General features: G+C 68.8%; 12 protein-coding genes and 1 riboswitch. Of the genes, 8 read left to right on the top strand and 4 right to left on the bottom strand.

The annotated features are described in order from the left end of the window. The first annotated feature begins 110 nt into the window (after nt 1-110). Entirely contained in the window at nt 111-1049 is a 939-nt protein-coding gene (locus ABT294_RS26245) for a zinc-binding dehydrogenase (RefSeq protein WP_350808904.1), read from the top strand. Nucleotides 1050-1060: 11 nt separating this feature from the next. Beyond that, nucleotides 1061-1420 carry a MerR family transcriptional regulator gene (locus ABT294_RS26240; RefSeq protein ID WP_350808903.1) on the top strand — a complete coding sequence of 120 codons (360 nt, stop codon included), beginning with the start codon at nt 1061-1063 and terminating at the stop codon, nt 1418-1420. A 116-nt stretch (nt 1421-1536) separates the two neighbouring features. Here ABT294_RS26240 and tenA read toward each other — a convergent pair whose 3' ends face one another. Continuing rightward, complete coding sequence (gene tenA / locus ABT294_RS26235) at nt 1537-2217, bottom strand: thiaminase II (protein ID WP_350808902.1); 681 nt, start codon at nt 2215-2217, stop codon at nt 1537-1539. Then, nucleotides 2207-2302, bottom strand: a riboswitch (TPP riboswitch). Its footprint overlaps the gene before it by 11 nt. A 55-nt stretch (nt 2303-2357) precedes the next feature. On the opposite strand from tenA, the gene ABT294_RS26230 reads away from it, so the two are divergent. Further along, entirely contained in the window at nt 2358-3191 is an 834-nt protein-coding gene (locus ABT294_RS26230) for an NmrA family NAD(P)-binding protein (protein WP_350808901.1), read from the top strand. A 158-nt stretch (nt 3192-3349) separates the two neighbouring features. Here ABT294_RS26230 and ABT294_RS26225 read toward each other — a convergent pair whose 3' ends face one another. Further along, a complete protein-coding gene (locus ABT294_RS26225; RefSeq protein WP_350808900.1) occupies nt 3350-4297 on the bottom strand; it encodes a GbsR/MarR family transcriptional regulator in 948 nt (315 codons plus the stop codon). 222 nt (nt 4298-4519) lie between these two features. Between ABT294_RS26225 and ABT294_RS26220 the strand changes: the two genes are divergently transcribed. Then, the gene (locus ABT294_RS26220) at nt 4520-6175 is read left to right on the top strand and encodes a serine hydrolase (protein ID WP_350808899.1); all 1656 of its coding nucleotides are present in this window, start codon (nt 4520-4522) and stop codon (nt 6173-6175) included. A 43-nt stretch (nt 6176-6218) separates the two neighbouring features. Here ABT294_RS26220 and ABT294_RS26215 read toward each other — a convergent pair whose 3' ends face one another. Beyond that, nucleotides 6219-8054, bottom strand: coding sequence for a bifunctional metallophosphatase/5'-nucleotidase (locus ABT294_RS26215; protein WP_350808898.1), 1836 nt, complete (start codon nt 8052-8054; stop codon nt 6219-6221). 277 nt (nt 8055-8331) lie between these two features. Beyond that, nucleotides 8332-9249, bottom strand: coding sequence for a transglycosylase SLT domain-containing protein (locus ABT294_RS26210; RefSeq protein ID WP_350808897.1), 918 nt, complete (start codon nt 9247-9249; stop codon nt 8332-8334). A 209-nt stretch (nt 9250-9458) separates the two neighbouring features. Between ABT294_RS26210 and ABT294_RS26205 the strand changes: the two genes are divergently transcribed. From ABT294_RS26205 to ABT294_RS26190, 4 genes are all read left to right on the top strand, one after another. Then, nucleotides 9459-9863, top strand: a complete 405-nt coding sequence (locus ABT294_RS26205; RefSeq protein ID WP_350808896.1) for a VOC family protein — start codon at nt 9459-9461, stop codon at nt 9861-9863. Further along, the gene (locus ABT294_RS26200; protein WP_350808999.1) at nt 9863-10402 is read left to right on the top strand and encodes a YdeI/OmpD-associated family protein; all 540 of its coding nucleotides are present in this window, start codon (nt 9863-9865) and stop codon (nt 10400-10402) included. Before ABT294_RS26205 ends, ABT294_RS26200 begins: the two co-directional genes overlap by 1 nt. Before the next feature lie 80 nt (nt 10403-10482). After that, nucleotides 10483-11088 carry a TetR/AcrR family transcriptional regulator gene (locus tag ABT294_RS26195; RefSeq protein WP_350808895.1) on the top strand — a complete coding sequence of 202 codons (606 nt, stop codon included), beginning with the start codon at nt 10483-10485 and terminating at the stop codon, nt 11086-11088. Continuing rightward, the gene (locus ABT294_RS26190; RefSeq protein WP_350808894.1) at nt 11085-12881 is read left to right on the top strand and encodes an alpha/beta fold hydrolase; all 1797 of its coding nucleotides are present in this window, start codon (nt 11085-11087) and stop codon (nt 12879-12881) included. The genes ABT294_RS26195 and ABT294_RS26190 overlap by 4 nt, the downstream gene beginning before the upstream one ends. Nucleotides 12882-12944: the final 63 nt, after the last annotated feature.

Below are 12944 nucleotides of genomic sequence, written 5' to 3'. Positions count from 1 at the left end.
GTTCCATAAGCGGGGGGCCACCCCGCGACGGCGCTGTCGGATCCGCTTTCCAACGCTTGGGAAGTGCTGGGCTTGACCTTGACGCCTGCGTCAAGGTCGACGATCGGCGCGTGGCTTTCGACTCGCGCGAGGTCCGCCTCGACACCCACGTCCCCACTGGCCGGCCGGTCACGCTCAACCTCTTCCAGCTGACCCGGTCCCCGATCAGCGGCCCGGTGGTGGTGCGCAACCGATGGATGGCCGTCACCGCCGCCATGCGCACGCTCATGAGTGGTTCCGCGGCGCCGATGCCCGCCTACCAGGTGGGCGAGGTCATGTACGGGCCTGCGGTGGGCGAGGTGGTGGCCTCCACCGATCCCGATCTGGCTCCCGGTGACTGGGTGCGGCACGGCCGTGGCTGGCGTGAATACGCCGTCGTCGACGCCTACCAGCGGATCGAGCCGGTCTCCTCCGCTGAGGAGGCGATGCGCCACCTCGGACAGGGCTTGACCACCTACGTGGGCTTGCGCGCCGCGGCAGAGGTACAGCCAGGCGACACAGTCCTGGTGACGGGGGCGGCAGGCGCGGTCGGCAGCATCGCCTCTCCCATCGCCCGCCTGCTGGGCGCGGTCCGCGTGGTGGGTAGCACCGGCTCCCCCGACCGCGCCGCCCACCTCGGCTACGACGCCGTCTACGACCGGCACACAGGCAGCATGGCCGATGTGGCGCCCGACGGAGTGGACGCGGTGCTCGACACCGTCGGCGGGCACCAGCTACGCGAGGCCGTCCAGCTGGCCAGGCCAGGGGCCAGGATCGCGCTGTGCGGAGCGCTGGCCCACCAGCTCGGCGGTGACCCGGCCGCCGTGGAGCTCGACGTGATGACGCTGATCGGCAAGCGCATCACCCTGCGTGGGTTCACCGCGGCCGACCATCCCCACCTGCGCGAAGAGTGGCGCAAGCTGGGGCTACGCGAGCCGTGCACGGTTGTCGAAGGCTTGGACAGCGCGCCGCAGGCGCTCATCGACCTCCTGGCCGGACGCTACGTCGGCGGTCTCATCGTCCGTGTGTGACCATGGGGGGCATGCGGATCGCAGAAGCCGCCCGTGCCGCGGGCACTACCCCTCGGGCGCTGCGCTGGTACCAACAGCACGGGCTGCTGGAGCCACGGCGGTCCCCGGCCGGGTACCGCGACTACGACGAGCGCGCCGTGCAGCGTGTGCGCCACATCCGGGAGCTGCTCAACCTCGGCTTCACCCTCACCGACGTGCAGACCTTCGTCGACCTGCTGGACCGGGAGGTGCCCGCCGACTTCACCCAGCCTGGCAGCCCGATCTGCCACTTCGCGCTGGAGAAGGCTCGCGCCCGGCTGGCCGCCCTCGACGAGCGCATCGCTGCCGCCACGAGGATCCGCGACCGACTTGCAGAACGCCTGGCAGAATAGCTGAGGTTGTCAAAGTGAGGTCCGAAGGCGTACAGCCGCCGCGGTGACCGCGCAGGCCGCGGATCGGCGGGATCTTGTCCCGCAGCGGCAGGAGTTGGCTGACGTCGTCTCGACAGTTATCCGAGCCAGCGGGCCGTGGGCCAGGTTTCGAGCCGCCACGCGCTGTCCCAGAACATCCACTCGTACTCGGTGGCCCGGCAGAACGCCTCCGCCATCGCCTCGCGTGTCGCGGGGTCGGCGGAGGCGGCCAGCCGGTCGACGATCGCTCTGGCCTGCTGCACCGAGGCGGCGAAGTCCGCGTCGGAGTAGGTGGCGATCCACGCCTGGTACGGATGGTCGCGCCGACCCGCCGTGCGTTCCAGCAGCGCCGCGCCGACGTCCTGGTACACCCAGAAGCACGGCAGCACCGCGGCGGCGAGCACGGGCAGGGGCGCGGCGAGCGCCGTGGCCTGGAGGAACGACGCGTAGGCCAGGCAGGTCGGCGAGGTGGCGACGCCCGCCACCTCGTCGGCCTGCAGCCCGAACTTCTCGAGGTAGCCGGTGTGCAGGGCGCGCTCGACGGCGAGCGCCGTGTGCGCGCTGCCGGCGAAGAACGCAGCGTCGGCGGGGTCGGTGGCGCGCACCGAGGCCGTCGCGAGCACCTTGGCGTACGCCACCAGGTAGCGGCCGTCCTGCACGATGTAGAACGCGAAACGGTCCCTGTCGAGGGTGCCGTCGCCGAGGGCGGCGTTGAACGGATGGCTGTGGATCGCGTCGAGCAGTTTGGCCGTGCGCGCCCAGATCTCCTCGCAGAACATGCGACGTCCCTTCGCTAGTACGAACTAGATCAGGTTCTACGGGTGTGATCTCAGCCCGGTTCTCCGGGCACCCCGCGTCGCGACCGACAGTAGCAGACCGCGGTTGACCTCAAGTCGGCTTGAGGTTCTATGGTCGCAGGATGAGCAAGATCCTGGTGACCGGTGCGACCGGAAGCGTCGGCAGACACGTCGTCTCCTCGCTGGCCGAGGCGGGGCTCGAGGTGCGCGCGCTGGTGCGCGACCCCGGCAGGGCCGCGCTTCCCGAAGGGGTGGAGGTGGCGCGTGGCGACCTGTCGTCCCCGTCGACGCTGGAGCCCGCGCTGCGCGACGTGGAGAGCGTCTACCTGATGTGGCCGCGGCTTCCCGTGCAACCGGGCGTGGTGGACGCGATTGCCCGGCACGCCCGACGCGTCGTGTACCTGTCGACCGACGTCCCCGACCTCGAGGACGGTGAGCAGCCCACGATCTTCCACCAGGAGATCGAGCGGCAGATCCGAAAGTCCGGATTGAGATGGACGTTCCTGCGGCCCATCGACTTCGCCACCAACACGCTCGGCTGGGCCGACCAGGTCAGGCAGGGGGTCGTGCGGTGGCCGTACGGGCAGGCGTCCAGGTCGCTGATCCACGAGCGCGACATCGCGGCCGTCGCCGTCCACGTCCTCACCTCCGCCGGGCACGACAGGGCCGGATACGTGCTCACAGGCCCCGAGTCCCTCACCCATGCCGAGCAGGTGCGGATCATCGGCGAGGCGATCGGGCGCGAGGTGCGATGGGAGGACCTGCCGCCGGAGACCGCGCGCGAGCAACTGACGGCGGCCTGGGGGGACGCCGAGTTCGTGGCGGCCAGGCTGAAGGCGTGGGCGGGGTTCGTGGACTCGCCCGAGCGGGTGACCGACACCGTGGAACGGCTGCTCGGCCGCCCGGCGCGGACGTTCCGCTCGTGGGCGGAAGAGCACGCGGACGACTTCCGCTGACGCGGATCCGCCGTGATACCGACCAGGGAGTGGATGGTGGTCCTTCCGCGCTGAATCGTGGAGGACCGTGAAGCAAGTCCGCCCTCGCACCGAACGAGGCGCGGCCGCCGCGCGGGTGTGGCCGGAGGGATCGCGGTTGCGACGTCTGTCCGGCCTCGTCATTTTCGACTCCCTCGGGTCGAGCACGGACTGACGATCAGTGCGTCGCGTTGCGCGGAGCTCAGGCGGTCAGACCTCGGGGTGACGGCGTACGCGCCGCGCCCGACCTGCTCCACGGTGAGCGGGTCGGAGAGGATCGGACGACGGCCGATCGCGTCCAGGGCGTCGGCCGCCCGCTGGATGGGCCAGCCCAGTGCCGTGGCGAGTTCGTCCATGGTGAGTGGCCGAGCGGCGTACACCAGCGCGGCCAGCACTGTCAGCGCGTCGTGCATGACGGCGTCGGTCAGGCCGCTGTCGTTCATCTGCTCGCTGATCCAGGTGAAGAACCGAGCCATCTGGCCCAGCCGGGTGCCGGCGGGCGTGCCGACGCCGAAGATGTCGATCCCGTGCCGCGCGGCCTCCGCGACCTCGGCGTGTGCCCCGGTGTCGGCTTTGAACGCCCGGAGCCAGACGTCGTCGTCGATGACGTACCGCTCGCGGCGGCCGGAACCCTGTGTGCGCCTGACCAGCTCGATCCCCTCGAGGTAGCCGATGGCCTTGGACACCGACGCCGGGCTGACCTGCAGCTGGCGTACGAGCTCGGCGGACGTCAGGCCCCCGGAGTCGGAGGTGAGCAGGCAGACGAACACGCGAGCGGGCATCCGGGAAAGGCCGGTTCCGACCAGCAGCGTCGCGAACTGCTCCACGAAACCGCGCACGGACTCGGCCGGCCGCCCGTCGACCGGTGGCTCCGTGGCCTGAACTGGTCTGCGGCGGGCGCGCTGCCCGGCGGCCTGCTGGGCGCGGTCGGCCAGGTAGCCGCCGGGCGCGCTGTTGCGTGCCACTTCGCGGCTGATCGTGGACGTGGGCCTGCCCAGCCGCCTGGCGATCTCGGCGTATCCCAGCCCTTCGGCCAGCCAGATCGCGATCTGCCGGCGATGCTCGTGGGTCAGCCTGCCTCCGGGCATCGGCTCGCCCTCCTGTCGGTTCGGGGTTCACGGGTGCGTTCACCAACAGTACATTGCAACGGCTGGTTGGCGTGGATTGCATTTATCAACAATGCTGTTGCAACGATTGACGAGAAAGCCCAGGATTTCAGTGGCTCCGTTAGGGCTTTTCGTTGACGAGGCTTGAAATGCAACGTAGCCTTTTCCCGCTTGGAAAGGAACGGGCGAGACGAGGAACCCCTTATGGCAAGAGCATTGGATGTGACCCGGATGCGGGCTCGCGTCTCCGAACTGCTCGCGGAATACCGGATCCCGAGCGCCGCGATCGGCGTCCTCCGCGACGGAGAGATCACCGACTTCGCCGTCGGCGTCAAGAACATCTCCACGCGGGAGCCCGCGAGGACCGACACCATCTACCAGTGCGGCTCCGTGTCCAAGACATGGACCGCCCTCGCCTTCATGCAGCTCGTCGACGAGGGGAAAGTCGCCCTGGACGAGCCGGTGCGGACCTACCTTCCTGATTTCCGGGTCGCCGACCCCGACGTCAGCGCCAAGGTCACACCCCGCCATCTCCTCAACCACACCAACGGCATCGAGGAGAGCTACGGAGATCCAGGCGAGGACGACGACGTGTACAAGCGCATGGTGGAGAACATCGCCGGCGCATGCCAGGTCCACCCCTTGGGCCACACTCACGGCTACAGCGCGGCCCTGGGCTACGCGATCCTCGCCCGCATCATGGAGGTGACCGACGGCAAGCGGTGGGACGACATCATGAAGGACCGCCTGTTCGACCCCTTGGGACTGACCTCGACGAGCAGCCGGCGTGAGCACGCGGACCAGAACCGGGCCGCGACCGGATACCTGATCCGATCCCTCGAAGAGGGGCCCATCCTCTCACCGCTGGGTCACCTGCCGCGCTCCTTCGGCCCCGGAGGCAACGTCAACACGACAGCCCGGGAACTGCTCACGATGGCGTACGTCTTCCTCAACGAAGGAAAGGCGCCGAACGGGACCAGAATCGTCTCACCCGGCATCATCCGCGAGATGACGGAGTCGCGGGTCCCCATACCTGACCCGTACATGTTCGGGCCGGAATGGGCGCTCGGCCTCATCGTGTGCGATTGGCACGGCCAAACCGTCTACGCCCACGACGGCAGTGCGGTCAGCCAGAGCGCCCGCCTGCGGATCCTGCCGGAATCGAACATCGCCGTCTCGATGCTGGCGAACGCCGGGCCGCGCGACAGCTTCTACCGGAAGGTGTTCAACGAAATCCTGGCCGACCTCGGCGTGGTCACGATCCCCGACCTGCCGGAGCCCGACCCGACCCTGGCTCTCGACCTGTCCAGGTACGAAGGCTCCTACGAGCGCCCCGGCACCCGCTACGAAGTGGCGGCCGACCGCGGAAAACTCCACCTCACATTCACCCTGAACCCCATGGAGGCGCAACTCCTCAACAAACCAGAACAGCTCGACTACGAGCTGTACCCGATCAGCGAGACCCACTTCTTGATGCCTTCTGACGATCCGCTCGAGGACCCTCAGACCGTCGCGATCTACGACTTCAAGAATGGTGCCGCACAGTATCTTCACATCAATTGCCGAGTAAATCCGAGAGTAAATGAGGAGAGTGCCACGGTGCACGTCATGACTGTTTCCACGATTTCCGACAACGACGGTTTCTGGGATTCCCTGAAGAAGGCGTACGGCCAGCTTCCCAAGGGTGCCAAGTGGACGCTGGCGGTGGCGAGCACCGACGGGACCAAGGCAGTGAACGTCATCGTCCATGACTCGATCGACGGCGTCAGGAGCTTCTTCGAGGATCACGCCGGCCCCTTCGCCACGACGGAATACTTCGAGGCCGACGCGTCCAACGCGGTCGGCCTCCCGACGACGTAGCCGCTCCATGCACCGCCGTCCGCCCAAGCGGCGATGGCGGCGGTCAGGTGATGACAGTGACCCGGTCCTGGCGCGATGGGCTGATCTCCTTGTGCTCGCGCAGGTAGGCGATGAACTCCTCGTGATCGCGCCCGTTCCGGTACGGGTCGGTGAAGGACGCGAGCGCGCTGTAGCCGTCAGCCCCGATGAGGGAGTAGGCCAGCCCGGCGACGCGGTAGGACCCGGTCAAGTCGAGGGGGCGGCCGTCGATGAGGAACGTGGTGGGATCGACGTGCTGGCCGAGCGGCTTGGTCGCGTCGAAGGTGGCGCGCACGTTGGCGGAGAACGCGAGCGGCCCGTACACGACCCTCCCGTCGGTGCGCTGCTGCCACTGCTGTTCGAACGCCTGCCGGAGCTGCTCGCCGGTGAGCGTGACGGTGAGGATCGGGTTCTCGTAACCGAGCTGCGAGTACGCCTCCCCATACAGGATCAGGCCATCCTGGTCGGCAGGGTTGGCGCCCTTGGCGTACAGCAGCTTTCCCGCCACCGCGTTGGAGCCGCTGATCGGCTTGGCCGCCACCATGCCGAAGTCGGCACGGCCCTGGCGGTTCCGGTTCGCCGACCAGAGCATCAGGTCCGCGCCGAGGTCGCCCATGGTGGACTCGCCGCTCGCGTTCAGTGTGGGCGTGAAGTCACCGGTGAGCCGGCCCGCCGTGGTGGCGTACCGTTGGTTGCCCAGGTCGGTCCAGTAGTCGACGATCCGCTGCATCTCCGGGTCCGGGGGCACATCGAGAGTGACCGGGTGGTTGGTCGCCTTCGTCAGGTCACGCACCACTTTGCCGGTGGCCGGGTCCAGCTTCAGGTTGATCTCGTTGATGATCTGTCCGGCGTGGCCCGCCTCCACGAAGGGCCGGAGATTGCCCTCTGGGTCGGGCAGCATCGCGTTGAACCACCAGTGCCAGTGGCCGGTGATGATCGCGCAGATGTCCGGGTCGGCCTTGGCCGCCAGTTCGAGGGCCGGACCGCCGGCCGCCATCTTGGAGCCGTTGATCGGCGCGTGCCAGTTGTCCACCTGCTGCGCGCCGTCGTGCACGCACACGACCAGGGCGTTGACTCCCCTTTCCTTGAGCATCCGCGCGTACCGGTTCGCCGTCTCGATCGGCTCCAGCCCATCGAGGTCGGGATTGTAGGAGCTGGAACCTGTCGGGGTGTGGGCAAGTGTGAGGTGAATGAAGCCGATGGGGTAGCGGCGCCCGTCCGGATCTGTCACGTACTCGATGTTGTAGGGCTGCAGCACGGGCTGCCCCGTCTTCCGCCACACCATGTTGGCGGAGTAGAACGGAAAGCGAAGCCCCTTGAACCGTCGCCCTGTCGAGTCACGGAAACCGGAGTCCCGACCGGGCACGCCGATCGGGACACCCCTGACCATGTGCCGCTGGAAATAGTCGATGCCGTAGTCCAGCTCGTGGTTGCCCAGCGTGGAAAACTGCAGGCCGAGCTGGTTCAACACCTCGACCGGGCCCTCGTCCGAGAGCATCTTGTTGTCCAGGGGTTCGCTGCCGCAGTAGTTGTCCCCGATGGAGAAGAAGAACGAGTTCTGCGCGGCTCGCAACCGTCGCAGGTGCGTCGCCAGATAGGCGGCGCCGCCGACGTGCACCGTGAGGTTTCCGTCGGCGTCCGGCAGGTAGCCGTCCGCGGACGAGGTGGGGGTGCGCAGGTTGCCGTGGAAGTCGGTGATGTTCAGCAGCTGGACGTCGATGAGATCGCCCGTCACCTGACCAGCGGCCCGCTCCGACGCGTAGGCCGGCGTGCCCAGGGCGAACGCCGAGGCCGCTGCGCCGGCTCCGATCAGCAGCGAACGTCGGGAGATGGGTGAGCCGAACTGGCAGCAACCGTTCACAGATTCCTCACAGATCACTCGGGGAGCACCCGCAGGAAATCGTGTAAACGTTTCCAGCAACACGGACGGAGAAGGCGATCAGCCAAACATCCTGCGAATCAGAGGGGACGCGGCCATGGCCCGAGACGCCAGTGCTTCCGTAGTCGCCGCACCTATCAGGACGGACATGTTCCGTGCCATGAGGAGACGCCGGGCCATCCTCGCAGCCGGGCGGGACCAACTGGTCGGGCGGCTGGAGGACAGGCTTTCGGCCTTGGCCCGGGCATGCTCGACATGGTCAGCGGGGGCCGGTGAGGCGGACGTCGCCCTGCGCGGATAGGACGAAGACCTGCCAGTTGTAGTACGCGTAGAAGCTGCGCGAGTCGCGCTTGATCTGGCGGGCGTGCGCGAGGACGGCATCCACGTACCGGGGGTCGTGGTTGTAGGCGAACACCGCACGCCGGTAGTCTCGCGGCGCCCCCGACGCCTTGAGGTAATTGGCCGCGGCGAGTACTGCGTCACGCGCGTCGTGGACGTCCCCGCCCAGCCCGTACTGCTGCCACGTGCCCGGCATGAACTGCATGGGCCCTTGCGCCCCGGTGGAGCTCGCCGACCTGACCCGTCCGAACTTCGTCTCGACGAGCATGATCGCAGCGAGGACCTCCCACTCAACGCCGAACCGCTGCTCGGCCCGCACCATGTAGCCGCGCAAGCGCTTGGCGGGCAGCGGCTCCACCAGGCGCATCCGCTTGCGCTGCGCCGCACTGATCGGACGGGCCATGGACAGCAGCTTCCCGATGGCCGTGGTGTTGTCGCGCGCCTCAGCGGCCAGCCCCTTGGGCAACCGCCTGACGACCCCCTGGGTCAGCGCCGTGCTCCTGGCCATCGCCCGGTAGATGCGCTGCTGATGAAGAGAGAGAAGCACGACGTCCTGCGGCGGCCGCTCCTGCGACCCCTTGACCCAGCCGTCGATCGCCTCGTTCAGCGAGGCGGTCGTCTTCTTCAGAGCACCGGCCAGCTTGACGGGGTCGGTGGGGATACGGACATCAGGCGCGGGCACCTCCATGGCTCCCGCCTGCGGGGAGGGCGTCTGGATGGCGTTCGGAGCGGTGGCCTGGGCGGGCCGCTCCGGTGCCGCCGATCCGTCCGTCTCGGCGCCACATCCCGTGAGGACGGCTACGAGGGATGCCGCGATCATGACGTGGACCAATCTCATGACGCTCTACCGTATCGCCCGGATCACCCGCAGGAGGGGCGGCCTCGGAGCCAACCTGCTGATGCCCAAATCCCGACACAAGGAGCCGGAGCCCGGCCCAGGGACGGCTGGCCGGAGCGCTGGCCCGCATGCCTCCACAAAGTGCTCAATGGATGAGCACTTTGAGGTGGAGGATGGGTGATGTCACCCACTGAGGAGGGAACCACCCGATGCTGCGAGGCCTCACCACCGTCAGCTTCTTCGCCGACGACGTCACCGCTGCCGCCCGCTGGTACACCGAACTGCTCGGCATCGAGCCGTACTTCACGCGCCCCGCCAAGGGGACGCCCGCCTACGTTGAGTTCCGCATCGGCGACCACCAGCACGAGCTCGGCATCATCGACAGCCGTTTCGCCTGCCGCCCCCGCTCCGAGGAGGCCGGCGGCGCGGTGACCTACTGGCACGTGGACGACGTCGAGACCGCCTTCGAACGGCTGCTCTCCCTGGGCGCCACGGCATACGAGGAGCCGGTCGAGCGGGGTCCCGGCTTCGTCACCGCCTCCGTGGTCGACCCCTTCGGCAACGTCCTCGGCGTCATGTACAACCAGCACTACCTGGAGGTCGTGGGCCGGTGATGCACTTCGCGGACGCCGCCCAGTGGGAGGCGTGGCTGGCCGGGCACCACGAGAGCGAGGACGGCGTCTGGCTGAAGATCGCCAAAAAGGGGTCGGCCGCCGACTCGGTCACGATCGTGCAGGCGCTGGAGATCGCGCTGTGCTACGGCTGGATCGACAGCCGGCGCAAGTCCCATGACGAGCACTTCTACCTGCAGCGGTACTCGCGCCGCCGCAAGGGCAGCCCCTGGTCGCGGGTGAACGTCGAACGCGTGGAGGCGTTGGCCGCCGCCGGGCGGATGCGTCCGCCCGGCCTGGCGGAGGTCGCAGCCGCCCAGGCGGACGGTCGCTGGGCGGCCGCCTACACCGCCCAGCGCAACGCCACCGTCCCGCCCGACCTGACCGCCGCGCTCGCGGCGCATCCGCAGGCCGCCGCCCGTTTCGAAGCGCTCGACAAGACCGCGCGTTACCTCATGATCCTTCCGCTACTCAAAGCCCGAACCCCGGCAGGGCGCGCGGCCCGCCTGAACAGGACGCTCTCCGACCTGCTGAAGAGCTGAAGCCGGACGGAGAGCGCGACGCTTCCACCCCTGCCTGTCCGCGTTGGCGAAAAATAAGTAGACTGGTCTATTATGTCGCCATGGTCGGAACCAAGGGCGCCAAGACCAGCGGACGGCTGGTGGAGTCGATGCTTGAGCTGATTCAGGCCCGTGGCTACGGCGGCACGGGCCTCAACACCGTGGTGGAGCACGCACACGCCCCCAAGGGGTCGTTGTACTTCCACTTTCCCGAGGGGAAGGAGGCGCTCGGCGAGAAGGCCATCGAGCTCGCGGCCGCTCGCTTTCGCTCCCTCGTGGCCGACGCGGCACTGGAGCCGGGAACTCCGGGTGACGTCATCCGCCGCGTGATCGACGTGCTGGCCGGGATCCTCACGGACAGCGACTTCCAGCTGGGCTGCCCGGTGTCGGTGGTCACCTTGGAGATGGGCGCGCAGAGCGAGCGGCTGCGGGACGCGTGCGCCAACGCCTTCGACTCCTGGATCGCGCCCGTGGCCGAGTTCCTCGCCGCTCACGGCCATCCTCGTCCTGCGGCCCGGACGTTGGCGACGGCTGCGGTCAGCACGGTCGAGGGAGCGATGATCGTGTCGCGTGCCCAGCGGTCGGTGGAGCCGCTGCGCTGCGCTGCCCAGGCCATCGCCGTGCTCGTGAACCAGCCCGACGCCCTGATCTCGGAGGCGTCGTCGTGAGCCCGGCGGACCGGCACGCCCTGGTGTTCGGAGCGACCGGCTTCGTCGGGCGGCACCTGATTCTCGCGCTCGGCCAGGCCGGCGTACGGGTGAGCGCGGCCAACCGGAGCCGCGAGTCCTACCGACGGCTCGTCCGGTGGTTGGCGGAGCACGGGCACGACCAGGCTCCAGCCGATCTCCACGTCGACTTCGGGGCGCCGTCGTTGATCCACGGCGACGCGACCCGATGGGAGGACGTCACCGAGATCTACAACTGCGCCGGCACCTACCGATTCGGGATGTCGGCAGACGAAGCCCGTCGCGCCAACGTCGACAGCGTCCGCGCGATCGTCGCCTTCGCGGCGCGGTTGCCTCGTCTGCGGCGCTTGGTCCATGTCTCCGGCTACCGGGTCGGAGGGCAGGATCCGGAGCTCGTCCCCTGGAGTGACGGGCGACGGCGGAAGACCTACGCAACCCTGGGAGCCTACGAAGCGTCCAAGGCCGAGGCGGACGCCGTTTTCCAGGCCACCGCGGACCAGCTGGGCGTCCCGTGGTCCATCGTCAACCCGGCCAGTGTGATCGGTGACAGCACCACCGGCGAGTCCGACCAGCAACTGGGCCTCGCGTCGAGCGTGAAGGAGATCTGGCAGGGCACCATGGCGGCGCTGCCAGGCAACGCCGGGACGTTCGTCCCCGTGGTCCCGGCTGACTATCTCGCCCGGTTCATGACTCTGCTCCCGCTGGAGGAGGACGCCGAGCGCGCCGCGTACTGGGTGCTCGACGACGACACGCCAGCGTTGCCCGACCTTCTCGCGCTCGTCGCAGAGCACTACCAAGGCAAGGTTCCACGTACGCGGATCCCGGTGCCCCTCCTCAGGCGCCTGCCCCGGTGGCTCACCAAGGCCGACCCTGAGACCTTGACGTTCCTCTCCAGCGACCGCTACCCCACGGGTCCGGCGAACGCCTTCGCCGCCCGGCACGGCCTGGCCATGCCGGACGTCACCACGTCGATACTCCGCTGGGCCGACTACCTGGCGGCTCACAGGTTCGGGGACGCCTCGGCCGGCGTCCGACGGTTCACCGCGCCTGCCGGTGTGCGGACGTTCGAGCTCGGCGAGCCGGACGCACCCACCGTGGTGTTGCCGGGCCTGCCGGTGAACGCCGACACCTGGGGGCCGGTCGCCGAGACCTTGGGCCGCGCTCGCGTCGTAGACCTTCCCGGTCTCGGGCTGAGCGGGGGACGTCGCGACGACTGGACAGACTGGTTGACCGCGCTCGGCGTTCGTCATCTGGTGGGGCACTCTGTAGGTGCGGCGGCTGCTCTGGAGGCCGCGACAACCCGTCCCGACCTGGTGGATCGACTCACCTTGGTGTCGCCGTTCTTCCTCCAGGCGCGAGCCGGTCTGGCCTCGCGATGGGTGCCGCTGACCCGGTGGTACCTGGGCCGAGTCCGCCCCGAGGGGCTGGCAGAAAGGCTCACCGGTGACGCGGCGCACGCAGAGGCGCTCCGGTCGAGCGTCTCAGACCTGCGCCGAGGCGACGTCGCGGCCAACGTCGCCCGACTCCTGTCCGACGCCGGAACAACGCGGCGGCGAAGCGACCTTCAGGCCAAACTGCGGCACTACCCAGGGGTCGTGCACGTCATCGTGGGAGCCGACGACCCGCTCACCCCAGAAGGCCGCATGCTGGTGGACGCCCTCCCACATGCCGCCGTCACCGTCATCGCGGGCGCGGGCCACCATCCCCAGCTCACGCACCCGCTGGACGTCGCCCAGGCCATCCACGAGCACACCACCTCGCGGGCGTCCCCATGACCAGCGCACTGGACCCGCCACCGGCCTGTGCCGTCGATCGGCTGCGTGGCGCGCTCCCCCACG

The sequence above is a fragment of the Nonomuraea sp. NPDC000554 genome (assembly GCF_040300065.1).
Classification (GTDB): Bacteria; Actinomycetota; Actinomycetes; order Streptosporangiales; family Streptosporangiaceae; genus Nonomuraea.
This window is presented reverse-complemented; position numbering and strand designations above follow the sequence as displayed.